The 25,111-nt window shown below is 39.4% G+C and carries 27 protein-coding genes; 20 read left to right on the top strand and 7 right to left on the bottom strand.

Annotation, left to right across the window (positions count from 1 at the left end; all coding sequences use genetic code 11):
- Nucleotides 1-325: 325 nt before the first annotated feature.
- The 4 genes from BABA_RS08775 to BABA_RS08760 all read left to right on the top strand — a co-directional run bounded on the left by BABA_RS08775 (nucleotide 326) and on the right by BABA_RS08760 (nucleotide 7,264).
- Complete coding sequence (locus BABA_RS08775; RefSeq protein WP_007084807.1) at nucleotides 326-4,000, top strand: dynamin family protein; 3,675 nt, start codon at nucleotides 326-328, stop codon at nucleotides 3,998-4,000.
- 12 nt (nucleotides 4,001-4,012) lie between these two features.
- Complete coding sequence (locus BABA_RS08770) at nucleotides 4,013-4,834, top strand: sulfurtransferase (RefSeq protein WP_007084806.1); 822 nt, start codon at nucleotides 4,013-4,015, stop codon at nucleotides 4,832-4,834.
- A 191-nt stretch (nucleotides 4,835-5,025) separates the two neighbouring features.
- Nucleotides 5,026-5,919: a 5'-3' exonuclease gene (locus BABA_RS08765; protein WP_007084805.1), complete on the top strand. Its 894-nt coding sequence runs from the start codon at nucleotides 5,026-5,028 to the stop codon at nucleotides 5,917-5,919.
- Between the two features lie 121 nt (nucleotides 5,920-6,040).
- On the top strand, nucleotides 6,041-7,264 hold the full coding sequence (locus tag BABA_RS08760) for an ATP-grasp domain-containing protein (RefSeq protein ID WP_007084804.1): 1,224 nt from the start codon (nucleotides 6,041-6,043) through the stop codon (nucleotides 7,262-7,264).
- Between the two features lie 56 nt (nucleotides 7,265-7,320).
- Here the strand turns inward: BABA_RS08760 and sspL are convergent, their stop codons facing one another.
- On the bottom strand, nucleotides 7,321-7,458 hold the full coding sequence (gene sspL / locus BABA_RS08755; RefSeq protein ID WP_007084803.1) for a small, acid-soluble spore protein L: 138 nt from the start codon (nucleotides 7,456-7,458) through the stop codon (nucleotides 7,321-7,323).
- Nucleotides 7,459-7,546: 88 nt separating this feature from the next.
- Here sspL and BABA_RS08750 point away from each other — a divergent pair, with 88 nt between their 5' ends.
- Nucleotides 7,547-8,038, top strand: a complete 492-nt coding sequence (locus BABA_RS08750) for a divergent PAP2 family protein (RefSeq protein ID WP_007084802.1) — start codon at nucleotides 7,547-7,549, stop codon at nucleotides 8,036-8,038.
- Between the two features lie 42 nt (nucleotides 8,039-8,080).
- Nucleotides 8,081-8,350: a DUF6123 family protein gene (locus BABA_RS08745; RefSeq protein ID WP_007084801.1), complete on the top strand. Its 270-nt coding sequence runs from the start codon at nucleotides 8,081-8,083 to the stop codon at nucleotides 8,348-8,350.
- Nucleotides 8,351-8,383: 33 nt separating this feature from the next.
- On the opposite strand, the gene BABA_RS08740 is transcribed toward BABA_RS08745, so the two are convergent.
- Together BABA_RS08740 and BABA_RS08735 are read right to left on the bottom strand one after the other, a co-directional pair.
- Nucleotides 8,384-9,304: a DMT family transporter gene (locus BABA_RS08740; RefSeq protein WP_007084800.1), complete on the bottom strand. Its 921-nt coding sequence runs from the start codon at nucleotides 9,302-9,304 to the stop codon at nucleotides 8,384-8,386.
- Nucleotides 9,301-9,720, bottom strand: coding sequence for a reverse transcriptase-like protein (locus BABA_RS08735; RefSeq protein ID WP_007084799.1), 420 nt, complete (start codon nucleotides 9,718-9,720; stop codon nucleotides 9,301-9,303). Before BABA_RS08735 ends, BABA_RS08740 begins: the two co-directional genes overlap by 4 nt.
- Nucleotides 9,721-9,892: 172 nt before the next feature.
- Here BABA_RS08735 and BABA_RS08730 point away from each other — a divergent pair, with 172 nt between their 5' ends.
- Both BABA_RS08730 and BABA_RS08725 read left to right on the top strand, forming a co-directional pair.
- Nucleotides 9,893-10,552, top strand: coding sequence for a reverse transcriptase-like protein (locus BABA_RS08730; RefSeq protein ID WP_040345799.1), 660 nt, complete (start codon nucleotides 9,893-9,895; stop codon nucleotides 10,550-10,552).
- 21 nt (nucleotides 10,553-10,573) lie between these two features.
- Nucleotides 10,574-10,759, top strand: a complete 186-nt coding sequence (locus tag BABA_RS08725) for a zinc-finger domain-containing protein (protein ID WP_007084797.1) — start codon at nucleotides 10,574-10,576, stop codon at nucleotides 10,757-10,759.
- 53 nt (nucleotides 10,760-10,812) lie between these two features.
- On the opposite strand, the gene cspD is transcribed toward BABA_RS08725, so the two are convergent.
- A complete protein-coding gene (cspD, locus tag BABA_RS08720) occupies nucleotides 10,813-11,013 on the bottom strand; it encodes a cold-shock protein CspD (RefSeq protein WP_007084796.1) in 201 nt (66 codons plus the stop codon).
- A 283-nt stretch (nucleotides 11,014-11,296) separates the two neighbouring features.
- Here cspD and BABA_RS08715 point away from each other — a divergent pair, with 283 nt between their 5' ends.
- From BABA_RS08715 to mntR, 3 genes are all read left to right on the top strand, one after another.
- Entirely contained in the window at nucleotides 11,297-11,578 is a 282-nt protein-coding gene (locus tag BABA_RS08715; protein ID WP_007084795.1) for a hypothetical protein, read from the top strand.
- A 240-nt stretch (nucleotides 11,579-11,818) separates the two neighbouring features.
- Nucleotides 11,819-13,987 carry a DNA topoisomerase III gene (locus BABA_RS08710; protein WP_007084794.1) on the top strand — a complete coding sequence of 723 codons (2,169 nt, stop codon included), beginning with the start codon at nucleotides 11,819-11,821 and terminating at the stop codon, nucleotides 13,985-13,987.
- A gap of 94 nt (nucleotides 13,988-14,081) precedes the next feature.
- A complete protein-coding gene (gene mntR / locus BABA_RS08705; protein ID WP_007084793.1) occupies nucleotides 14,082-14,504 on the top strand; it encodes a transcriptional regulator MntR in 423 nt (140 codons plus the stop codon).
- 32 nt (nucleotides 14,505-14,536) lie between these two features.
- On the opposite strand, the gene BABA_RS08700 is transcribed toward mntR, so the two are convergent.
- Together BABA_RS08700 and metA are read right to left on the bottom strand one after the other, a co-directional pair.
- Nucleotides 14,537-14,749 (bottom strand): DUF3892 domain-containing protein, encoded by a 213-nt coding sequence (locus tag BABA_RS08700; RefSeq protein ID WP_007084792.1) that lies wholly within the window; start codon nucleotides 14,747-14,749, stop codon nucleotides 14,537-14,539.
- Between the two features lie 112 nt (nucleotides 14,750-14,861).
- On the bottom strand, nucleotides 14,862-15,770 hold the full coding sequence (gene metA, locus BABA_RS08695) for a homoserine O-acetyltransferase MetA (protein ID WP_007084791.1): 909 nt from the start codon (nucleotides 15,768-15,770) through the stop codon (nucleotides 14,862-14,864).
- Between the two features lie 156 nt (nucleotides 15,771-15,926).
- Here metA and BABA_RS08690 point away from each other — a divergent pair, with 156 nt between their 5' ends.
- From BABA_RS08690 to BABA_RS08680, 3 genes are all read left to right on the top strand, one after another.
- Nucleotides 15,927-17,609 (top strand): formate--tetrahydrofolate ligase, encoded by a 1,683-nt coding sequence (locus BABA_RS08690; RefSeq protein WP_420805986.1) that lies wholly within the window; start codon nucleotides 15,927-15,929, stop codon nucleotides 17,607-17,609.
- Between the two features lie 16 nt (nucleotides 17,610-17,625).
- Nucleotides 17,626-18,156 carry a hypothetical protein gene (locus BABA_RS08685; protein WP_040345749.1) on the top strand — a complete coding sequence of 177 codons (531 nt, stop codon included), beginning with the start codon at nucleotides 17,626-17,628 and terminating at the stop codon, nucleotides 18,154-18,156.
- Nucleotides 18,157-18,276: 120 nt separating this feature from the next.
- Nucleotides 18,277-19,125, top strand: a complete 849-nt coding sequence (locus BABA_RS08680; RefSeq protein ID WP_007084788.1) for a DegV family protein — start codon at nucleotides 18,277-18,279, stop codon at nucleotides 19,123-19,125.
- Nucleotides 19,126-19,169: 44 nt separating this feature from the next.
- Here BABA_RS08680 and BABA_RS27265 read toward each other — a convergent pair whose 3' ends face one another.
- The gene (locus BABA_RS27265; protein ID WP_157273146.1) at nucleotides 19,170-19,328 is read right to left on the bottom strand and encodes a hypothetical protein; all 159 of its coding nucleotides are present in this window, start codon (nucleotides 19,326-19,328) and stop codon (nucleotides 19,170-19,172) included.
- A 72-nt stretch (nucleotides 19,329-19,400) separates the two neighbouring features.
- Here BABA_RS27265 and BABA_RS08675 point away from each other — a divergent pair, with 72 nt between their 5' ends.
- From BABA_RS08675 to BABA_RS08650, 6 genes are all read left to right on the top strand, one after another.
- Nucleotides 19,401-20,051 (top strand): HD domain-containing protein, encoded by a 651-nt coding sequence (locus BABA_RS08675; RefSeq protein WP_007084787.1) that lies wholly within the window; start codon nucleotides 19,401-19,403, stop codon nucleotides 20,049-20,051.
- Nucleotides 20,048-21,931 (top strand): ABC-F family ATP-binding cassette domain-containing protein, encoded by a 1,884-nt coding sequence (locus BABA_RS08670; RefSeq protein WP_007084786.1) that lies wholly within the window; start codon nucleotides 20,048-20,050, stop codon nucleotides 21,929-21,931. The genes BABA_RS08675 and BABA_RS08670 overlap by 4 nt, the downstream gene beginning before the upstream one ends.
- An 84-nt stretch (nucleotides 21,932-22,015) precedes the next feature.
- On the top strand, nucleotides 22,016-23,155 hold the full coding sequence (locus tag BABA_RS08665) for a conserved virulence factor C family protein (protein ID WP_007084785.1): 1,140 nt from the start codon (nucleotides 22,016-22,018) through the stop codon (nucleotides 23,153-23,155).
- A 56-nt stretch (nucleotides 23,156-23,211) separates the two neighbouring features.
- Complete coding sequence (locus BABA_RS08660; RefSeq protein ID WP_007084784.1) at nucleotides 23,212-23,646, top strand: BrxA/BrxB family bacilliredoxin; 435 nt, start codon at nucleotides 23,212-23,214, stop codon at nucleotides 23,644-23,646.
- A 180-nt stretch (nucleotides 23,647-23,826) separates the two neighbouring features.
- A complete protein-coding gene (locus BABA_RS08655; RefSeq protein WP_007084783.1) occupies nucleotides 23,827-24,420 on the top strand; it encodes a YpjP family protein in 594 nt (197 codons plus the stop codon).
- 106 nt (nucleotides 24,421-24,526) lie between these two features.
- Nucleotides 24,527-25,108, top strand: a complete 582-nt coding sequence (locus BABA_RS08650) for a TerD family protein (protein WP_007084782.1) — start codon at nucleotides 24,527-24,529, stop codon at nucleotides 25,106-25,108.
- Nucleotides 25,109-25,111: the final 3 nt, after the last annotated feature.

Raw genomic sequence — 25,111 nt, 5'->3', positions numbered from 1 at the left:
CCTTGGTGGGGATTGAAAATGATTATCAGCCGTGTTAAAATAAACTCATTAATGAAAATCATTCTCAGGTGAGAGTCTGATAAGGGGTGTTACATATGGCTTTTGCGTTTGTCGGCTGTACGGTTATTGTCTATGCATTTGTCATGAAGCACGTTTTAAAAAATGTTACCCAATAAAAAAAGTTTCATAACTTGGCCAAGGTTCTAGACCTTGGCCTTTTTGCTGTTAAAAATTGTTTTAACAAATGGGATGTCAAGATAGGAAAAGTTTGAATTATCGTATAAAATAAAAAATATTACTAAGTTGTTAAGGGGAATAATCAAAAATGGTGCAAACAGCCAATCAGCAAGAAACAATTCAATCATTAAAACAAAAAATCGCTTCAATATATGAATATTTAAGTGAACAGCATGATCCAATACAGGCTAATAAGGTAAAGCAACTAGCACATAAATTAGAAAATCGAGAATTTCTAATTGCATTCTGCGGGCATTTTTCCGCTGGAAAATCTACTATGATCAATCAAGTCGTCGGAGAAAAGTTACTACCATCAAGTCCGATACCGACAAGCGCAAACCTAGTGAAAGTAAAATCAGGTGAAGATTACGCGAAAGTATTTTTTAAAAATGATAAGCCTAGGCTTTATTTAGCACCATACGATTATGAAATAGTGAAAAACTTTTGTAAGGACGGAGACAAAATCGAAGAATTAGAGATTAGTCATAGCGATTCACGTCTGCCTTCAAATACAGTGATTATGGATACACCGGGAATCGATTCTGCTGATGATGCACACCGAATTGCTACGGAATCTGCGATCCATCTGGCCGATCTAATCTTTTATGTGATGGATTACAATCATGTCCAAGCAGAGTTGAATTTTTTATTTACCAAGGAATTGTCAGAAGCAGGAAAAGACGTTTATTTAGTCATTAACCAGATTGATAAACACAAGGACGAGGAATTAAGTTTTTCTGACTTTCAAAAGAGTGTGGTGAATTCGTTTGCTTCATGGGGAGTCAAACCCCCAAGGATTTTTTATACATCATTAAAGCATAAAGATCACCCTTATAATGAATTCCAGCAGCTACAGGCATTTATTGCCGAAAAATTGGCCGCGAAGGATCAATTACTGGTTCCATCCATATTGCATTCCTTAAGGAAAATTGCGCAAGATCATGTTAATCAAGCAAATAAGATTGAAGGGGAGAAGCTAACCACCACCTTTGAAATCCTAGATGAATTAACCGAGCAAGAAAAACAGGATTTAACAGCTTCTTATCAAAAATTATCGTCTACGCTACACATGATAAAAGAAGGTTCTATGCATAAAGAACAGGAATTTGATCATTCCATTGCCCAAATCATGAAAAATGCCTATCTTTTGCCGTTTCAAACGCGAGAATTAGCTGAAAGCTATTTAGAAGCTTGCCAGCCGGAATTTAAAGTGGGTTTCATGTTTACAAAGCAAAAGACTTTAGAAGAGAAGAATAAAAGGCTGGACAGTTTTTATCAGGATCTGCTTGAAAAAACAAAATTACAGCTAGAGTGGCATTTACGAGAATTTCTGCTTAAAACCTTAAAGGAAACTGAACTTAATCATGGTGAGCTTCAAAGCTTAGCGCAATCCTACTCCATCCCTGTCCCAATCGATATTGTAACCAACACAGTGAAACCGGGAGCCCGTGTAACAGGAGATTATGTCCTCCACTATACCGAGGATGTTGCCAATGAGATTAAAAGGATTGGAAGAAATCAACTTGTAGAAATAAAAGCGAGCTTCTTTGAGGCCTTAAAAAGTCAAACGGCCAAGTTAAAAGAACAATATGAAAAAGAATTTAGTAAAATTGAGCGATATGTAAAAGCATTAGAAGAGCTTAACAAGTACGAACAAACTATTTTTTTACGAGAAAAAACAATCGATGATCTTTTTATCCAATCTAATATCCCTTTGAAAGATGATGTCTATAAGCTCTTTGAAATTGAAGATGAAGAATTTGAAGTGATCAATTCCATGGGGGAAACTAATCCTATAAAACAAGAACCGAAAAAGGCTGATAAAATCAGTAAATCCCCAAACGGTATTGAAAAAAAATCAATGGAAATTGGTCACGGTGAAGGACGTTTGAAGAATACTACTAAACGACTTCTTCATGCATCGGAACTAATAAAGCCATTGCCCGGTTTTCAGAAGCTGGCAAAGGAATTAACGGATAAAGCAGACAGGCTAGAAAATAAAGGCTTTACTGTTGCATTATTTGGTGCCTTTAGTGCTGGTAAATCTTCTTTTGCTAATGCATTAATGGGTGAAAAAGTATTACCGGTATCGCCAAATCCGACAACAGCTGCCATCAATAAGATTAAGCCGGTTTCAGCTGAACATCCACATGGAACCGTATTGGTGAAGTTCAAAGACAAGGATATCATGCTTGAAGATGTGAATCGTGCTTTAAAGGTTTTTGATTTACATGCCGGTGATTTCGCTGCAGCCGCTAAAATGATTGACCAAATTACGCTTGAGAAAGGGCAGGAAGGGGTACTGGAGAAAACCCATTTTGCCTTTCTGCAGGCATTTAAAAGAGGAAATACTGCCTTTGTACCAGTACTTGGAACCTTACTTGAAACAGATTTAGATGATTTTCAGGAATTTGTCGCAAAGGAAGAAAAGTCCTGTTATGTTGAATGGATTGAATTGTACTACGATTGTGAGTTAACCCAAAAGGGAATTACCCTTGTCGATACACCGGGAGCGGATTCCATTAACGCTCGCCATACAGGTGTTGCTTTTGATTATATTAAAAACTCAGATGCAATCCTATTTGTTACCTATTACAATCATGCATTTTCAAAAGCCGACCGTGAATTTTTAATCCAGTTAGGACGTGTGAAGGAATCGTTCCAAATGGATAAAATGTTTTTCATCATTAATGCCATTGATCTTGCTGAAAATGACGAAGAACAGGAAACGGTTTCTGATTATGTTGCGGAACAGTTAATGAAATATGGAATAAGGAATCCACATCTTTACCCAGTATCAAGTTTGCTGGCCATCAAGGAAAAATTGAATGTAACACCTGCTGTGAATTCTGGAATGGGTCAGTTTGAAGAGAAATTTTATCACTTTATTTCGAATGATTTAACGGAAATGAGCATTTCAGCAGCTGAGAGAGAATTGAGCCGAGTAAATGAATTGGTGGGCAAACTTATTCAAAGCTCAAATGAGGATCAATCAGTAAAGGAACAAAAAAGAACCGAAATGGAAATGCAAAAGGCGCAGATCAAGGCATTAATAGAGAAACAAACAGCCGAGACGATGCAAAAGCGTTTGCAAATGGAAGCAGAAGAATTAGTGTTCTATATTAAACAAAGGGTTTTCCTGCGTTTTGGTGATTTCTTTAAAGAGGCTTTTAATCCGTCTACACTCCGGGACGATGGGCGCAATCTAAAAAAAGCACTGCAAACTGCACTCGACGAATTTCTTGAAAGCCTAGGTTATGATTTTGCCCAAGAAATGCGAGCAACAACCGTTAGATTAGATCGCTTCATGGGTAGGCTGCTAATGGATTATCAAATAGGGCTCCATCGAAACCTGTTAGAAATTAACCAAGACCTTTCCTTTTCTGCATTTGAAAAAAGCGAAAGTATGGAAATTAATTTTTCAAGTGCCTTTATTGATATCGATCAGCAGATATTCGCTAAGGCCATGTCCTATTTTAAAAATCCGCGTTCCTTTTTCGAAAAAAATGAAAAGAAACTCATGAGTGATGAACTAAATCATATCCTATCCGGTCTTGCGGACAGTTATTTGAAGCAGGAATCCGGCCGATTAAACACTCATTATGCAACAGAACTAAACAGTGAATTCGCCTGTTTAGTAACGCAAACCAGTGAGGAGGCGGCTGATTTCTATTTAAGTCTTCTTTCGGCCTTGGAAGGCGGCGTTTCCATCGAGCTTTTAACTGGGATTCAACAAAGGCTTTTGGAGGAATTAGATAATTGAGGGGGCACAGGCATGAAATACGTAAAAAACAATGAATGGTTACTGAAAAATTTTAATGAAATGAATGTAAGAATTGTCGATTGCCGATTTTCTTTGGCAGAACCGGAAAAAGGAAGACTGGACTACTTAAGCGGTCATGTTCCCGGTGCAGTCTTTTTTGATTTAGAACGGGATTTGTCATCTCCGGTTGGGGAGCATGGAGGCCGGCATCCACTGCCAGATATTGCTGATTTGGCTGAGAAATTAAGGAAGGCGGGTATTGGCACTGACACAACTGTCATTGCTTATGATAACGGTGAAGGATCCTTTGCTGCTCGGTTTTGGTGGCTTCTTCACTATCTTGGTCATGATCATGTGTACGTCCTTGATGGCGGTTATAAAGGATGGCTGCAAGACAATAATCCCATAACAGTAGTTATCCCTGCCTTTGAAAAAGGAAATCTACATGTTAATCTGAGACCAGAATTGCTTGCGGACGTTGAAGAAGTAAAGATAGCAGTTGAAAAACAAAACAAAATCCTAATTGATTCCCGTGAAGAAAAGCGGTATCTGGGTTTGGAAGAGCCAATTGATAAAAAGGCAGGTCATATCCCCAGTGCGATCAATAAGCCGTGGATGAAGGGATTAACGAACAATCAATATTTACCAATTGATGAACAAAAACAAAGGTTTTCAGATATCAATCCTGATAGTGAAATTATTGTTTATTGCGGCTCAGGTGTTACGGCAGTGCCGAATTTCCTCACCTTAAAAGAGGCTGGTTTCGAAAAGGTAAAGTTATATGTTGGCAGCTTTAGCGATTGGATTTCCTATAAGGAGAATAAAATTGAATAATTCTCAGGCTCATCTTATGTTATAATGGTACCCGTGTTGTTTATATATGTCTAGCTCCAGCGCCTAGCCCCTCGAGGTCACAAGCCAATCCGTCCAAAAGGTAAAATGCAACCTTTCGGCCGGCTCGTCTTGTGCTATGCCTGAGGCTGACCAAGGCGCTTGCGCTTTTCTTAATAAGGGGGACTGAAAAAATGGAAAATCAAAAGCCTTCACTTATGCTTGTTGATGGAATGGCCCTATTATTCCGTGCTTTTTATGCTACGGCCGTGTCAGGTCAATTTATGATAAATTCTAAAGGAATTCCGACAAATGGAATCCATGGCTTTATAAAACATTTATTTACAGCAGTATCTTCATTTAAACCGTCACACCTGGCTGTTTGCTGGGATATGGGCAGTAAAACCTTTCGCACAGAGTTATTTGCGGATTATAAAGGAAATCGCGGGGAGGCACCAGTTGAATTGATCCCGCAATTTGACCTAGTAAAAGAGGTCGTCGCTTCCTTTGATATTCCTAATATTGGATTAGCAGGCTATGAGGCGGATGATTGCATCGGCACCATTGCTAGTCAAATGAAGGATCATGCGCATGTATCGATTTTAACCGGTGACCAGGATATCCTTCAGCTCCTTGATGAAAGCATCTCTGTCATTCTGTTGAAAAAGGGGTATGGGAATTATCTTGTTCACACACCGCAAACCTTCTTTGAGGAAAAAGGAATTACTCCTCGGCAGATGATTGACTTAAAAGCACTAATGGGTGATACGAGCGATAATTATCCAGGAGTAAGGGGAATTGGTGAAAAGACTGCATTGAAACTTTTACAGGAATTTGACCATGTTGAGGGGATCATTTCGAACTTGGACCGGCTATCAAAATCCAATAAGACGAAAATTGAGCAGGATTTAGATATGCTTCACCTCTCAAGGATTCTTGCTGAAATAAAATGTGATGTTCCTGTCAGCTGTGCCTTAGAAGAGGCAGGGCTAAAAATTGAAAAAGAAAAAGCGGTAAATAAATTGATGGAAATTGAGCTTCGCGGTATCCAGCGGCTGCTCCCGTTCGATGAACTCATTATTTCTTAGTTTAAAAGGTTGTCTCGATATGAGACAACCTTTTTAAATAGGCGAAATTTTCGAGAACTCTTGTGTCTAACATTAATAGGATAATAAATATATCACTAATTTTTAGGGATGAATGATCGGCATGGAAACCATCGTTTTTATCGGATGTAATAAATCAGGGTCGAGCAGGGAAGCACTAATTACTTCCACTCAAATGGGCTATTGCACGATTCTATTAACAAATAGAGTGGGTTTCCTATCGAAAAGAGAGGATTTCCCGGAAGTTCATCAGATAATTTATGAAGAGAATTTAATGAATGAAGAAAATATCCTCGTCATTCTAGAGGAATTACAAAAGGATAAAAAGCAAATTGCTGCTGTATTAAGTTTTATCGATCCCTTTGTGTCATTGGCAGCGAGGATTGCAAGCAAATTAGGACTTGTTTCGCAAACGGCATCAGCTTTAGCGATTATGGAAGACAAAACGCGCTTTCGTGAAGAGTTAAAATCGCTCCCCATTTCCCCGAGATATTCAATACTTACACACGATCAACCTATCCTTCCATTTGCTACCTGGTCTCAAGATGAATTGCCGCTTATCATAAAATCCCCTGCTTCAAATGGTTCAAAAGACGTCATACTTGCTTCCTCCATTTCAGAATTGAAAGATAGTCTGCGCTTTCTGAGAAGGAAATACCCAAAAACATCCCTTTTAGTGGAAGAATATTTGGAGGGAACGCAATATTTGATTGAAGTATTTGTTTACAAAGGGGAACTATCCATAGTGGCCGTCATTGAACAAGAAATTCAGCAAGGTGACCGATTTATTGTCACGGGGTATTTATACCCTGTTGCGTTATCGGAACAGGACTATGCTAAATTAGAAGCTGCTGTTACAAGCGTGATCGAGCATCTTGGATTAGTAAATGGCTCATGTCATTTAGAAATGCGGCATGTGGATGGGGAGTGGAAATTAATTGAAATTAATCCGAGAATGTCAGGCGGGGCGATGAACCGAATTATTCAGGAAGGTACAGGCATTCATTTAGTAAAAGAAATAATTAAACTTTCCCTAGGTGAGGCACCTTCATTAGAAAAAACCAGCGCCAGGCACGTGTATGCCAAATTTGTAACGATTGATATTAGAGGGAAATTAATAAAGGTAACCGGTCAAAATATCGCATCTGCCTATGAAGGGGTAGTGGAGGTGTTCGTAAAGCCAAGAATGGGGGCAATCTTAACAAAACCCTATTCGCTTGGCGACCGCTATGCATATGTCATAGCTTCCTCCGACACACCAGAACTAGCAAAACAGATTGCTTCGGCTGCCGCAATGGAAATAAAGTTTTACTTGGAACCTCTGTAACAGGATTTTGCTAGCTGGCTGTCTCAGGCAAGGGGACAGCCAGGACTACATAAGTATTATTTCGTATTCTTTTTTTTTGCTGCATTTTCCAGTTTGCTTTTTGGTTCCTCCGCAAACTCCGCATCTTGTCCATAGCCTTGTGGATTTACTCCATGTGCCTTCACGCCGCGGTTTCTCTTAGCATTATTACTCATAACAAATCACCTCCCATTATAGGTAGTATTTCCATTAGGAATAATCTAACTCGGGATCTCTAACAATAATGGCAGAGGTGATGAAAAAATGAACAAAGGCGTTTATTTAGCCCTTTTAAGTATTGGACTTGCCCAAGGGGTAAAAATTCCCATTCATTATTTTAAAAAGAAAGAATGGCGGCCTGAACTATTTTTTGGAACGGGTGGCATGCCTAGTTCGCATTCCGCGGGAGTTTCCACGTTAACCACCTATATTGCCTTACAAAGGGGGCTGCCGACCTTTGACTTTGCGCTCTCACTTGTCTATGGATTAATTGTCATGTACGATGCACAAGGTGTCCGGAGGCAAACAGGTGAGCTCACTCTAAAAGTAAATTCAATGAACGAATTAATTGAAAAAATTCACAAAGAAGAAAGTGTGGAATTTAAACAAGAAACTCCAAAAAAGCTAAAAGAAATGTTAGGTCACCAGCCGGATGAAGTTATTGGCGGTGCGTTGCTTGGAATTGCCGTCGGAGTGATTGGCCATTTATGTACAAAAAAGAATAGAAAAGCCTTGAATTTTAGGTTAAGATTTTAAAGGGATATTTTTAGAAAATTGGGAGAGAGGAATGGGTGGTCAGTGCGGACGGTTGAAGAGTATTTGCATTACTTGAAAGGAAAGGGATTTCTATTTCAAGAAGATGCTATTGGCTTTATTTTCTTTGGGAAACATTATACAAATGCTTCCGATGAAATGATGAATACTGCAATTGAGTTAACGTTAAAGGCACAAAAGAGTTTTGATGGAAGTTTCTATATGTCATTGCTGGAAACATTCATTGCAAACGAGATTCATACGCGACAAGCAGCGATTGATTTTGTGACGGAACAAGATTTACTTGTGATATAAATCAAAAACTCCCATAAACAGGGAGTTTTTTCGTTAACCTTCAAGTTCTTTGCTTTTTCTCAGCAATGGAATTCTATTTACTGGGAGTTCGGCGAAAATCATTCCCATAAAAATAAGGCCGCAACCGAAAAGAGCGCCAATAGCTAATCGTTCCTGAGCCCAAAAATAGCCGGCAATTGCCGCAAAAACCGGTTCCATCGCAAAAATTAATGCCACCCTTGTTGCCGATGTATATTTTTGAAAATTTGTTTGAATAAAGAAGGCAAGCGCGGTAGCAAACACACTCGTTATAATTAAGGCAGTGATGACATTTTGTGATAAAAGAACGTCTAACGTAAGTGACCTTTTCCAATCTTCAAAAATAAACGAAGATCCCATCGACAGGATGGCAACGGTTGAAATTTGAATAGCTGTTAATAATAGGGTTGGGTACTGACTGCTAAATTTGCCGGTTAAAATAATATGCATCGCAAAGCTAATCGCACAAATAAACACAAATCCATCACCAATATTTAATGATGCTACGTCAGTCATGGTAAGCAAAAATAAGCCAATTGTTGCCGTAAAAACTCCTATAATGGCATTTTTACTTGGATACTGCTTGAGTAAAAACATCGAGAATAAGGGGACCAAAACGACACTAAGGCCTGTGATAAATCCCGCCTTTGATGTAGTGGTATATAATAGGCCGATGGTTTGTGAGACATAACCAAGAAATAGCCAAAATCCAATAAACACACCCGAGCCAATTAATTTCAGATTCAATTGTTTAAGCTGCTTTTTCTCAAATACTAGTAGGCATAGGATGAGCAAAAGCGCTGCAATGAAAAAGCGGATTCCGTTAAAGGCAAAGGGTGGCAGGAAATCAATCGCATTTTGGACTAACACAAAGGTTGTGCCCCAGATAAACGTGACAAGAAGCAGACTTAAATCTGCAAATATGGGTTTTTTCATATGGATATATTGGGCTCCTCGCTAGTGTTTTTTCGTATCGCCAGTCGTGCCAGTTCATCGGCCACTTTGTTCTCACTACTTGGGATCCATTTCATAAAAAATAAATCAATCTCTTTCGTTAAATCAAGGGCTTCTTTAAGCAGTGGGGCATACAATTTATTTTTTACAAATGCTTTTTCAAAAGACTTATTCACTAATTCGGAATCCGTCCGAAATGAGACGACCGAATGGATAAAGCCCTTCTTTATGCATATTTTTAGCGCTTCAATAAAAGCATGAAATTCTGCCTCATGGTTTGTCATATTGCCAAGCGGGACCGAATATTTTTCTGTGATGCCGTTTCCCTTAATAAAAATTCCAGCCCCGCTCAGGCCAGGATTACCGGCACTTGCCCCATCAATATAGATTTCAATCAATGGTGATTCCCCCAATAATATAATAATGAAAGTTTAACATATTTTATCACATTGATGCGGGAAAATATTTTCAGGCTGCTTAAATGGGTATGATAATAATATATATTCTAGTGGCTTAATGAATAAGCTAATTGGTAAAAGCGTGAAAATCATTTTTGAGAGGCTGAAAACAATGAAATATAGGCTTGAGTGGAACTATAAGGTAAAGAGTAGTAATGAAAAAGTCCGATGTTCATCTGAGTGGATTTCGGGGGAATTGGCATTACAAATGGGTGAGGAACTTGAGGGAACCGGCAAAGTGAGTGAGTTGTATGTTTATGATGAAAAAGGGACAACTTGGATTATAAAAGAAATGAAAAAACTGTTAACAGAGATTGAAGAAGATCCCCACGAGATTACTGTTTTTTTTGACGGCGGATTTCACAAGGAAACCAATCAGGCAGGGCTAGGAGCTGTTATCTTTTTTAGGCAAGGAAAAAAGAAATATCGCATCCGTGCCAACGAGCGGGTTGATGAAATGGAAACCAACAATGAAGCAGAATATGCCGCTTTTTATTATGCATTAAATATTCTAGAGGATTTGGGTGTTCATCACCTATCCTGTGAATTTAAAGGAGATTCCCAGGGTGTATTAAAGCAGCTTGAAGGGGAATGGCCTTGTTATGAGGAAACGCTTAATGCCTGGCTTGATCGGATTGAAGAAAAAATGAAGGTGTTAGGATTGCTGCCAAAATATACGGTTATACCAAGAAAGGATAACAAGGAAGCGGATAAATTGGCCACCCAGGCATTAGAAGGGAAAGAAATCTTCGCCAAAACGCTAATTCTATGAAAAGAGGGTGATAATCAGTAAATGAAGCATTCAGTTAGAAAGGAACTGTTTAGCCAAGTAGAAAGCATGATTAATCAATACTGTGATGGCTGTTTTTTGCATCAGCAGCTAAAGAAAGAAGGCGGGCGAAGAGTGGCGCATCGTTTTTGTATTTCCCAATGTACCGTGGGGGAAAAGCTGCAAGAATACGGGAATAAACTTAAATAAATAAAAAGGCTGACGAGATTCGTCAGCCTTTGATTGGTCATTATAAGTTAGGATTATAGTTTTACTACGTTAGCTGCTTGTGGTCCACGGTTTCCTTCAACGATTTCGAAAGAAACTTCTTGGCCTTCTTCTAATGATTTGAAGCCTTCGCCTTGGATCGCGCTGAAATGTACGAATACGTCGTCGCCACCCTCAACTTCGATAAAACCAAAGCCTTTTTCGTTGTTAAACCATTTTACTTTACCGTTTTGCATGTACTTCTTCCTCCTAAGCCTTTCAAGACACCACTGGATGGTGCCAAAGATAAATATTATCATGCAGCAAATCAGCTATTTTTTGTTAATTGGCTGCATGATGCTTTAAATATACAATAATGAAAATGGACAGTCAAGAAAAGGAAAGTGGTTTTTTGCTGAAAATATGCAGGTTTTGATAAATTTACAAAAGAGTCTGAATTTAATTCATCACTTAACATATTCATGCCTCTTCCTCATATCTTTAATTAATATATTTAATATTTTAGAGGTGGGGACCCGCATGTTCCGATTTTCAATTGAAGGGGAGGATTGGATTTTACGATTCTCACCACAGGTTTTCATTGAGTCAGATGAAAAACAGGCAATCATGATGTCTTTGCTCCATATTGGTAATGATTTAGCTAATTTTTCTCATGGAGATGCCTTTATTATGTTTGCAAAGAAAATTGGAGCCATTGTCTTCGATGTAGAAAGAATTCCATCATTAATATTAACTGTCTCAAATATCATTCCTAAGGAGAATTGGTATATTCAAAAGTCTTCACTCAAGGGATTAAACTGATCAATATTCAAAATAGTTGAATGGGAATCACAAATTAGTAAGGGCCTGCCTGAATGAAAATGGCACCCTTTTTTTATTTGTACGGAGGTCATAACCGCTAATGGAATTGTCATAATCTTGACATTTATTTCTGCCCTAACTTAATGCGGTTATTAGGTTACTTCCTATTTTTATTGCTTTACGAAATTCGTTGGAAGTGGGAAAATGAATCCGGGATGCTTTAAAAAGGAGCAAATATATATGAAATTAATTATTGCTGAGAAACCCGATCAAGGTTCAACATTAGCTTCTATTTTTAAACATAAAAAACAAAATGGTTTTATTGAGATTTTTCCAAATGACATGTTTACGAAAGGTGCTTATGTTACATGGGCCATCGGTCATCTTTGCCAGCTTGTGGCACCGGAAAAGTATGAACCGAGCTGGAAAAAATGGTCTTTAGACAATCTGCCCATTATACCGGGGCACTTCAAATATGAGGTAACGAAAGATAAAGCAAAACAATTTGCAGTGATTAAAAAATTGGTTTCGAACCCTGAGGTTACGGAAATTATCCATGCAGGGGATGCCGGACGTGAAGGCGAATTAATCATCCGCAATATTCTAAGATTAACAAACTGTAAAAAACCAATGAAACGACTTTGGACCTCATCCTTAACACCAAATGCGATTCGGGAAGGATTTAGTAAATTGCTGGATGAAAAGGAGACGAAAAGTCTGTACTTTGAGGCCTATACACGTGCCTGTGCGGATTGGGTGGTGGGAATGAACGGCTCAAGGCTTTATAGTTTGCTGCTGCAAAAAAAAGGCTTTTCCGATGTGTTTTCGGTTGGGAGGGTACAAACCCCAACATTAGCGCTCATTGTAAAAAGAGAACTGGAAATTGAGAAATTTAAGTCCGAGCCCTTTTGGGAAGTGATAGCTCATTTTGACATCAATGGTAAGAAATATAGCGGAAAGTGGGAGAATGATGGCGAAACCCGGGTAAAAACAAAGGAAATGGCAGAAAAAGTTGCTGCCTTTTGCCGCGAAAAGACGGCAGAAGTGGCAGAGGTACTTTCCGAAAGGAAGGAATTTTTACCGCCGTTACTCTATAATTTATCCGCATTACAAGCAGAGGCAAATAGGCGCTATAAATTCCCGCCGAAAAAAACGTTGGATGTCCTGCAAAAACTCTATCAAAAGGGGAATGTATCCTATCCCCGCTCCGATTCGCGGCATGTAACGAAAGAAGAGGCTAATACCTTCCCTGACATTCTAAATAAACTGAGTCATATAAGCGACTATTCAAGCTTTTTTCCATTACCAATCGCTTCTATAGCCGATAACAAACGATATGTAAATGAAAAAAAAGTTACCGATCACTATGCGATTATTCCGACAGAGCAAATCCCAAATGTCGCGAGATTAAGTCCTGATGAACGGCAAATTTATGATTTAATTGTGACGAGTTTAATTGCCGCTCATTACAACAAGTCTTTAGCAGAATATACCACAGTTACTACCTTAGTAGACGGCAGGGCAGCCTTTATCTCAAAGGGAAAAGTACAACTGGAGGAGGGCTGGAGAAAGGTTCTGAACCAAAAGGAACGTGAGGATGAACCTGAGCTTCCTTCTTTGACAAAGGGGGAGCAAGGAAAAACGGTAAAAGTAGATGTAAAAGAAAGTCAGACGCAGCCGCCGAAGCGTTATACTGAAGGGCAGCTAATCACATTAATGAAGACCGCTGGTAAGCATATAGATGATAAAGAGCTGGAAAAAGTCTTAACAAGAACGGAAGGTCTTGGTACCGAAGCCACTCGGGCGGGAATTATCACAATGCTTAAGGATCGCTTATACATTGAAGTGAAAAAGAATGTAGTTTATGCAACTGCAAAAGCAAAAATACTAATTGAAGCAATAGGCTCAGAGATTCTTGCTTCTCCGGAAATGACCGCTAAATGGGAACAAAAATTGAAGGAAATCTCAGAAGGTTCGGCGGTACCCGGTCATTTTATGGATCAGACAAAAAAGATGGTTGTCCATTTAATTTCCTCTAGTATTGATCAATCCGGCAATTGGACATTTTCCGAGGAGGTTACTCAAAATTTCATTCCCGGAAAACAATATACCAAGAAAAAGACATTTACTAAGCTTGGACCATGTAAAAAATGTGATGGAGCCATTGTGGATAAGGGCAGCTTTTATGGCTGCAGTAATTATAAAAATAATCAATGTAATTTTACTATTTCCAAACAAATCCTTGGGAAGAATATTACCCAGAAAAATGTAAAACTGCTCCTTTCAGAAGGGAAAACAGAGTTGATTGAAGGTTTTACCAACAAGGACAAAACCTTTAATGCAAGGCTTTTCTTAGATGAACAGGACAAAAGGGTGAAATTTTTATTTGAGGAATTAACAGCAAAATAACTTCCAGCTGTTTTCAAATAAGTGATAAAGAGCCTTGTCACTCATTTTTTTCTATAGTAAACTTTGAATGGAGTAATTTTTTGGAGGTCTCGGGATGCCAACACCTAGTATGGAAGATTATATTGAACAAATCTATATTTTGATTGAAGAAAAAGGATACGCTCGGGTATCAGATATCGCCGAAGCGCTGTCTGTCCATCCCTCCTCAGTAACGAAAATGGTGCAAAAGCTGGATAAAGATGAATATTTGGTCTACGAAAAATATAGAGGACTTGTGCTGACAACGAAAGGGAAGAAGATCGGGAAGCGTCTCGTCTTTCGGCATGATTTGTTAGAACAGTTTTTAAAAATTATTGGGGTAAAACAAGAAAATATTTATAACGATGTTGAGGGAATTGAACATCATTTAAGCTGGGATTCGATTGATCGCATTGGTGACCTTGTACAGTTTTTTGAAGAAGACGAGAACAGGGCAGCGGTTTTGCGAGAAATTCAAAAACAAAATGAACAAGAATGACCAAAAGAGCACCTAGACAAACTAGGTGCTTTTTAAAATAAATTCGGATATTGGTCAAACGACTGGTTTGGTTCAGGCATTAAGGACATGTTTCCGTCCTGATCAAGGTTGGTTTGGACACCTTGGATATGGCCGTTTTCCGCCTCGAATAATGCTTTACGGTACGAAATAACCCGCCCGCCGGAAGTAACAAAATTAATAATCTCGCCGAAATGATTGCGATGGACTCCAGTGATTGTTTCCAATTACATTCCCCCCTCTTTTATTTGTATTATCTCTTTATATTTTAAAAAATAAACAATGGGACGATTGATTTACAGGGAAAAACAAGCATCGGAATAGATCCGATGCTTGTTTTCATACCCAAGTATAAGGGGTTTCTTGATATACATAATAATTGAGCCAATTGGAAAAGAATAAGTGACCATGAGAACGCCAGCGATTGATGGGTGGCTGGGTAGGGTCATTGTTAGGAAAATAATTTTCTGGCATATGGATCTCAAGACCTTTTTGTAAGTCTCTTTCATATTCCTGCGCCAGTGAATCAGATTCATATTCCAAATGACCAGTGATCATTACATGCTTTCGATCTCGGGAAGCAATCAATAATGCGCCGGCATCTTCTGAAGCTGCTAACAATTTTAAGTCTGGGTTTTTCAAAATTGCTTCAATCGATACATCCGTATAGCGAGAAAGGGGTGCATAAAAATGATCATCAAACCCCCTTAACAAGATATCATTTTGCTCAAAAATACGATGAGAATATATTCCGGAACATTTTCGCTGCAGCTCAAATTTACCAATATCATAATGGTAGTAAAGCGCCGCCTGTGCCCCCCAGCAAATATGTAATGTTGAGATGACATTTTGATTGGCCCAATCCATAATTTCGGTTAATTCGGCCCAATATTTAACCTGATCGAATTCCAATAGTTCCACAGGGGCACCGGTAATGATCATCCCGTCGAATTTCTGATTTTTAATTTCCGGGAAAGTTGTGTAAAACTGCTCCAAATGCTGTTTACTCGTATGAGTAGATTCATAGGAGTTGGTTTTTAAAAAATTGACGTTTACCTGTAATGGTGAATTTCCCAATAATCGTAATAGCTGGGTTTCCGCTTTCTCTTTTTCAGGCATTAAGTTCAAAATTAGTATATTTAAAGGCCTGATATCCTGGCTGGTTGCCCGTTCATTGTCCATGATGAAAATATTTTCCTGTTCAAGAACCTCTCTTGCGGGCAAAAGTTTTGGAATGTTAATTGGCAAGTAATCCTCCCCCTTTTTAATTCCATTATAAACATTATTATAAATTCAGAAAAGATAATAATTTGTTCACAATTAATAATCGGAATGAAAGCGCCTTTTTGATACAATGAAAAAGTAGGGAATTATAAATGCTGAATGTGGGGGATTAATGTGGCTATGAAAACATCAGTGAAATCAGACATTGAAATTGCACAAGCGTCTACAATGAAACCAATCGTAGAAATAGCTAAAAAAATTGGATTAACAGAGGATGATCTCGAGCTTTATGGTAAATACAAAGCGAAAATTTCCAATGAAGCGCTAAGTAAAATAAAGACAAAAGTGAGTGGGAAAGTTATTCTTGTTACCTCGATAAATCCAACTCCTGCGGGTGAGGGAAAATCGACAGTTACCGTAGGGCTTGCGGATGCTTTTAATCGTATTGGCAAAAAAGTAATGATTGCGATGCGGGAACCTTCCTTAGGTCCGACAATGGGGATTAAAGGCGGAGCAACCGGCGGGGGCTATTCACAAGTTTTGCCAATGGAAGACATAAACCTGCACTTCACTGGCGATCTTCATGCGATTACGACTGCAAACAATGCCCTCGCAGCCTTAATCGATAATCATCTTCAGCAAGGAAATGAACTGCACATTGACCAGCGCCGCATCGTCTGGAAACGGGCTGTCGATTTAAATGATCGTGCCTTAAGAAAGGTGATAATTGGACTTGGCGGACCACTTCAAGGTGTCCCAAGAGAAGATGGCTTTGATATTACGGTCGCATCAGAAATAATGGCTGTATTATGTTTAGCGACTGATTTAAAGGATCTAAAATTGCGACTAGCGCGGATGGTAGTTGCTTATAATGTGAACAAGGAACCTGTTACGGTTGGCGATCTTGGAGTCGAAGGAGCCTTAACATTATTATTAAAAGAGGCGGTTAAACCAAATCTTGTCCAAACGATTGAACATACTCCGGCACTCATTCATGGCGGACCATTTGCTAATATTGCCCATGGCTGCAACAGTGTGATTGCCACTACGGCGGCAGCTAAGTTAGCTGACTATGTCATTACCGAAGGCGGCTTTGGAGCGGATCTAGGTGCAGAAAAGTTTTTACATATAAAAGCGAGAAGTGCCGGGATTAAACCGGAGGCAGTTGTTGTCGTTGCGACCATACGAGCCTTGAAAATGCATGGCGGTGTGGCGAAAACAGAATTAGCTAAAGAAAACATCCCATCCCTTACACTAGGATTTGCAAATCTTCAAAAGCATATTGAAACAATTAAAAGCTTTGGATTACCAGTTGTGGTTGCCATCAATAAATTTATCACTGACACCGATTTAGAAGTGCAAACATTATTAGAGTGGTGTGATAGAGAGAATGTGGTTGTTGCCTTAACAGAGGTCTGGGAAAAGGGCGGCCTAGGCGGAATTGAGCTTGCTAATAAGCTTTTAGAAGTAATTGAAAAAGAAAAGAACAATTTCCATCCGTTATACGACTTATCTGATTCGCTTGAACAAAAGATTCAAACGATTGTTCAAAAGGTTTATGGCGGGAAGGATGTCGAGTTTTCACCAAAAGCTAAAAAACAATTAATTGATTTTGAAAAGTTTGGCTGGTCTAATTTGGCCATTTGTATGGCGAAATCCCAGTATTCCTTGTCGGATGATCCGACGAAGCTCGGCAGACCAACGGATTTCACCGTGACTATTAGGGAATTTAAACCATCTATTGGAGCTGGATTTATTGTTGCCTTAACAGGCGAAGTTATGACCATGCCGGGTCTTCCTAAAAAACCGGCCGCCTTAAATATGGATGTAGATGAAAATGGAAATGCAGTCGGGCTTTTCTAAAAAGGAGTTATCCTATATGTTTGATCCAACAGCCTTCGATAATATGAAGGTGGTTATAGAAGGGGCGCTTTATGATAAGGACATAGACGGCGAAATCGTTATCATAGACCGTAACGATGTCATTAATATGGCTAAAATGTCCCGACAGTTTGATATATCTTTCCAATTACCGCATCACCCTGTCATGGCAAAAATTGAAATGGAATCAAGACTTGCTAATTTGGCTGCGGAGCTTCTCTCAAACGCGTTACAAGAGCAGCATGCCGGCTGTTTTGTGAGGCTCGGGTTTTCGCTTGAACATGAAGAGGAGATTGATTATCAAACCATAAAAGCTATCCTTCAAGATACATGGGGGACAGATAGAAAAATTACTTTTTCAGTTAATCAAAACCCATTAGAAATGAAAAAGACAAAATCTACACTTATTACAGTGGAATTTGACCGATTGATTACTGAAGACCAAATGGATGACTTGGTTGAAATGATCAATTTCATGATGATAAGCTTAGAACAGCTGTACCTGCTTATCTTTGTGCAAATGGAATAAACCAGCTTTTATTAGCTGGTTTTATTTTGTGCGATTAAATATTTACAATATTGGAAATAAAGGGTACGATGTTACTAACTAGATCTTAAGACCTCGTACTAAAACAAGGGGGAGATGACCATGATTAGGACGGCGTGGGTTACCGATAGTACAGCCTATTTAGATGATGAACTACAAAATCACCCGGATTTATATACGATTCCATTAACAGTATTGCTTGATGGTGAGGAATTTTCCGATGGGATTGATTTAACGCCAAACCAGTTATTTGAGCGATTAAAACATTTAAAAAATCCACCGATGACATCGCAGCCATCCGTAGGCGCGTTTCATTCATTATATGAGCGGCTAGCGAAAGACTACGACCAAATTATCACTGTTCTCATTTCGGGGAAATTAAGCGGTACAGTATCATCAAGCGAGCAGGCAGCAAAGCTTGTTGATATTCCGGTCACAACTTTTGATTCACATATTCTTACTTATCCAATGTCGGCATTATTAAAAAAGGGAATGGAATTATTAGCCGCTGGTCATAGTGTTGAATCAGTCATCGAAGAATTGGAACTAATAAGGGATACGAATGAGACCTATGTTTTGGTTGGCAGTTTAGAGCAGCTTCATCGTGGCGGCCGGATGTCAGGGCTGCAATTTTTCCTTGGAAGTATGTTAAATGTGAAACCGATCATTTCAATAGTCGAGGGAGCATTAGAAGTGAAGGAAAAGGTTAGGGGGGAGAAAAAGGCTAAAGAAAAAATCCTTGATTACTTCCGATTATCCTATGAAAAATACCAATTTAAAGAAGTATATATTTTGTATGGTTTACATGAAGAACATGCGGAGGAATGGCAAGCAGAACTGAAAGAACAATTCCCGCAAGTTCGAATCATCTGTTGTCCGCTGGGAGCGGTAATCGGTGTTCATGCAGGAGAGAACACCCTTGGGATTAGCTGGTTTAATGGATTGAAATAATGTTTTACGCAAAAATTTCGCGGATGGATTTCGCGGAATTTTTTTTATTCCGCCAAACCGATTGATAATTCCGCCAAAGTTGGATGGGATTCTGCCAAATATATTGGTAATTCCGCCAAAGTTGGATGGGATTCCGCCAAATATATTGGTAATTCCGCCAAAGTTCGAGCGAATTCCGCCAAAACAGCTAATAATTCCGCCAAACAGCCGCAAAGCCTTTTATCAAACCTCCCAATTCATGATAAAATAGCATTGATGAAGGTAGGTGTTTGAGTTTGAAAAATCAAATCATAGAGACTACAGAAAAATTTGTCCAGGTTGAATTAGGAGAGGATGCTACCGGTCACGATTGGTTCCATGTCGACCGCGTCCGCCGTAATGCTTTACATATTTGCAAAGAAGAAATGACTGGAGATCCATTTATTATTGAAATGGCGGCGCTTCTCCATGACATACCGGATGAAAAATTGAACGATAGTGCGGCAGCAGGCATGGCGAAATTAGCTTTATTTTTCCAAACAATCATCCTCCCTGAAGAGGTTAAAAACCATATTACAGAAATAATCGAATCGATTTCATATAAAGGCGGTAGAAAAACGGAGCTTGAAACGGTGGAAGCGAAAATTGTTCAGGATGCTGACCGATTAGATGCGATTGGGGCGATTGGCATTGCTAGGGCGTTTGCCTATGGCGGTAAAAAAGGACAGCCGATTTATGATCCTTCCATCAACGTCAGAGAAGAAATGACAGTAGAGGAATATCGGAAAGGAAAGTCAACGAGCATTCATCACTTCTATGAAAAGTTGTTGAAATTAAAGGACTTGTTGAATACAAATACCGCAAAAAAATTGGCAGAGAGCCGACAGCAGATGATGGCCTTATTTTTAGAACAATTTTATCAAGAATGGGATGGACAAGACTTATGAAAATGCTGACAGTGGAAAATGTTTCAAAAACATATGGTGAGAAACAGCTTTTTAACGAAATTTCCTTTACGATTACTGAAAAAGAGCGCGTCGGTCTAATCGGAATTAATGGAACCGGTAAATCATCCTTATTAAAAATTATTGCCGGGCTGGATGCACCTGACGCAGGAAAGATCATCACCGGTAAAGATTATTCGATTTCGTTTTTAGATCAAAGACCAGAGTTAGATGAAGATAAAACGGTATTGGAGCAGGTTTTTCATGGTGATGCGCCAATTTTAAAATTAATGCGTAATTACGAAAAGACGTTATTAAATCTTAATTTGTCTCCAAACGATGTGAAGGTTCAAGAGGAACTTTTTCAATTACAAAAACAAATGGATGCATTGAATGCCTGGAATGCCAGTACAAATGCCAAGGCCATTTTAATGAAATTGGGGATTGAGGATTTTACCAAAAAAATAGGAGAACTTTCAGGGGGCCAAAAAAAGCGGGTAGCATTAGCACAAGTATTAATTGCCGAGCCGGATTTACTCATTTTAGACGAGCCGACGAACCATCTCGATTTTGATTCTGTTAAATGGTTGGAAGAATACTTAAGTAGATATAATGGCTCCATTTTGCTAGTTACTCATGACCGCTACTTTTTAGACCGGGTAGCCAACCGGATGTTTGAATTGGACGGCGGCAATCTTTACAGTTACAAAGGAAACTATGCAGCCTTTTTAGAAGCAAAGGCGATTCGCGAGGAAAATGAAGCGGCCACATTTGAAAAAAGAAAAAATCTCTTCCGTAGGGAGCTTGAGTGGATGCGGCGTGGTGCTCAGGCGAGAAGCACGAAACAAAAGGCTCGAATCCAGCGCTTTGAAGAGCTTGATGACAAGCTTTCCGGTGGAAAGTCGAACGGAGAAAAACTGGATATTTCGTTAAATGGCAGCAGGCTTGGGAAACAGGTTTTTGAATTGAAGGATGCTTCTAAGCACTACGAGGAAAAAGTCATTCTAAATCACTTCGATTTACTCGTCAAACCAGGGGATAGGATTGGGATCATTGGCAGGAATGGTGCCGGAAAGTCAACATTATTAAATATCCTTGCAAGGAAAATTTCACTTGATGAAGGCGAATTTATCATGGGACAAACCGTTAAAATCGCATACTATACGCAAGAAAGCGAAGATATGGATGAGAATAAACGGATGATTGAATATATTAAAGAAACGGCTGAGATTGTGGAAACCTCCGATGGTAAGACCATTTCAGCAGCGCAAATGCTTGAGCGCTTTCTTTTCCCTCCTTTTACACATGGTACGCCCATTCGCAAACTATCCGGAGGAGAAAAGCGACGTCTTTACCTGCTGAAACTGTTAATGTCTGCACCTAATGTTCTCTTATTGGACGAGCCGACAAATGACCTTGATACCCAAACATTAACGGTACTTGAGGACTATCTGGAAGAATTCCCTGGAGTTGTCATCACCGTGTCGCATGACCGTTATTTCCTTGATAAAGTGGCGGAACAGCTGTTGATTTTACGTGGAGAAGGGGTAATTGCCTCTTTTTACGGAAATTACAGCGAACATCTTGAAAAAGAAATGGCCATAGATGTGCAAAAAGCAGTAACAAAGTCCACACCATCATACAAAGCGGATGGAAAGGAAAAGAAGAAAAAGTTGACCTTTAAGGAGACGAAAGAATGGGAAGAGATAGACGATGTGATTGCGGCGACGGAGGCTAGCCTTGAAGCGGTATCGGAGGAACTGGGAAGGGTAGGCAGTGATTTTACAAAGGCGCAGGAATTACTGAAACAAGAAACAGCCTTGAACGAAAAGCTCGAGCATTTAATCGAACGCTGGTCCTATCTTGCTGAGCTCGCTGACTAAGGACATGTTAAAGCATATCCCATGAACGTACCATTACCAATATGATAAACTTGTAATAGAAAACATAAGAATAAGGTGATTGTGGTGAAAATTAAGGCAATAGAACCAACGCCAAGTCCGAATACCATGAAAATCAATTTAGATCAAGAGCTGCCAATGGGGAAAAGTCATAATTATAAGAAGGAAACATCTGTTGATGCACCGGCCATCATTCAGTCGATTTTACAAATTGAGGGAATTAAAGGCGTGTATCATGTAGCTGACTTTCTTGCTGTGGAACGAAATGCGAAATATGACTGGAAGGAACTATTGCCGCAAGTCCGCCAAGCATTTGGTGAAAAAGCTGATGAAACTGCTTCGTCTAATATGATAGATGAACATTTTGGTGAAATAAAGGTTGAAATCCAAATGTTTAAGGAGATTCCGCTCCAGGTGAAGCTGACAGATAGCTCGACTGAACGCAGGTTTGGCATGCCGGAATACTTTTTAAAGGCAAGGGAGCGGGCACAGCTTCCCGAAGACAATTATATACTGCTAAGAAAATGGCAAAATCAAGGTGTCCGTTACGGTGAGTTCGATCAAATTGGCCAAGAGGTTGTCGATGAATTAATTGCAGCCTATCCAAAAGATCGGCTTGAAGCCCTTGTCACAAAAGCGCAAACAAGTGGTTCTGCATCTGTGACCGTCCAGAAAACGAAACGTGCAAATAAAAAAGTAACGGTTGGGGATCTCGAAAATCCGGACTGGCAGATTCGCTACCAGCTGCTCGAGCAAATGGATGACCCGGAATTGGTGGATTTACCTGTCCTTGAAAAAGCCTTAGCAGATGAGAAGCCATCGATTCGGAGATTAGCGACTGTCTATCTTGGCATGATTAAAGAACAGGAAGTACTGCCACTGTTATATCGGGCATTAAAGGACAAAACCGTCACCGTGAGGAGAACCGCAGGCGATTGCTTGTCAGATTTAGGCTTTCCGGAAGCGGCGGTGGAAATGGCAATGGCGTTGCGCGATTCCAGCAAATTGGTGCGCTGGCGGGCAGCAATGTTTTTATACGAGGTGGGTGACCGGGCGTCACTACCGGCGTTAAAAGCAGCTGAAAATGACCCTGAATTTGAAGTGAGCCTGCAAATCAAAATGGCGATTGAAAGAATTGAAGGCGGCGAGGAAGCAAAGGGTTCTGTTTGGAAGCAAATGACTGAAGCCAGAAAATTAGAACAGTAATTTTGTAATTAGCCAATCCTATAGTATTCTTAAAAAGAGAAACGGAGTGATCTAACATGTCAAATGCCTATGAAGAATATATGAAACAAATGGTGCTGCCGATGCGTGAAGAGCTAACAAGGGCTGGGTTCGCCGAGCTCTCAACAGCGGAGGACGTTGAGAATTTTATGGATAAAACCAACGGGACAGCACTAGTTGTTGTGAATTCTGTATGCGGCTGTGCCGCTGGTCTTGCTCGTCCTGCTGCCACACAAGCCGTGTTAAACAGTGAGAAAAAACCGGAACATTTAGTAACCGTTTTTGCCGGTCAAGATAAAGAAGCGACTGCGAAAATGCGTGAGTTTTTCGGAGGAATTGAACCTTCCTCACCATCGATGGCACTAGTAAAGGATAAAAAGGTTGTCCATTTCATTCCCCGCCACGATATCGAAGGGATGCCAATGGAAGCGGTAATGCAAAATTTAATGGGAGCGTTTGAAGCTCATTGCTAAAGGGGGATGTCATTAGACGTCCTCTTTTTTTATGTTTTTTAGGGAATCTAGTATTATCAATAAATTAAAATTTTGAAAATTGTTCAAACTGATTTTTCCATTTTTTCAAAAAAAGAAGTATAATATTTTGTAAGAAATGTTATATTTGTATTTTTCAATAGATAAAGGTGTGATGTAGAGATGACTAAGTGGCTTCGTAAATCACTGTTTGTAATGATTTCCATTTTAACCTTCGGCCTTGTTACGCCAACGCAATTAATGAACTCGGTAAACGCTGAGAATCTTCAAGATCGGGATGCCTTTGAAACTACAGCAGTAGAAAATAGTGTCACGCAAAAGAATCGATTTTTCGAAGAATCAGAGTTTAATAGAGAAGAGTTTATGGAAGAATTAATGAAGCAGGCAGAAATTCAGTCCTATCAGAAATTTGGTACACGAATTAAGCCTGTGATAGAAAATGAATTTCGTGAAATTATTTTGCCGAATATCGAAAAGGCACTAGCTGAAACAGCGTCACACTTTCCGGAAGAAGATTTAAAAAATCTTACCATCACTGAGCAGCCGAGTGCGGGAGTTTCTGAGAAAATTTTTAATATTAAAAACGGTAAAACAGGAAAAGATATTTTACGGTTCCATGTAAGAAGAGATAATCCGCCAAAATCAGGCTATTGGTTTAATTTTCATTACCATACTTACCACGATGATTTCCAAAGCCACCATGATCTGGGAACTATTTATTGGGCGAAAAATACACCGCCAAAGTGGATGAGTTAGTTTTTATGCTAGTGAATGGGCAAGGAAATAATTAATTATAATAAAATGAAACCTTTTTTGAGAGAGACTCGTAAATAGACTATTAACAATATGGAGGAATGAAAAAATGGCAGTTAGTTTATCAAAAGGACAGAAAGTTGATCTAACAAAAACAAATCCGGGGCTGACAAATGTTGTGGTCGGGCTTGGCTGGGATACGAATAAATATGATGGCGGAAGCGATTTTGACCTAGATTCATCTGTATTCCTTTTAAGCGAGAGTGGAAAAGTTTCGACTGAAGCGGATTTTGTTTTTTACAATAATCCACAAGGAGCAGGCGGTGCTGTAGTACATACCGGAGACAATCGCACTGGTGCAGGTGACGGTGATGACGAACAAGTAAAAATTAATCTAACGGCGGTTCCTGCAAACGTGCAGCGGATTGCATTTACAATTACAATCCACGAGGCTGACAGTAGAAACCAGAACTTTGGACAAGTCAGCAATGCATATGCTCGTATTTTTAACGAGACTACAGGTGAAGAACTTATTCGTTATGACCTGGGAGAAGACTTCTCAATTGAAACAGCAATTGTTGTCGGTGAATTATATCGCCACAATGGTGAATGGAAATTTAGTGCAATTGGCAGCGGCTATCAAGGTGGTTTAGCAGCATTAGCAACAGATTTTGGTCTATCAATAGCATAATAA

It is taken from the genome of Neobacillus bataviensis LMG 21833, from assembly GCF_000307875.1.
Taxonomy (GTDB): Bacteria; Bacillota; Bacilli; order Bacillales; family Cytobacillaceae; genus Neobacillus; species Neobacillus bataviensis.
Note: the sequence above shows the minus strand (reverse complement) of the source record. Positions and strands in the feature narration are given on the sequence as shown.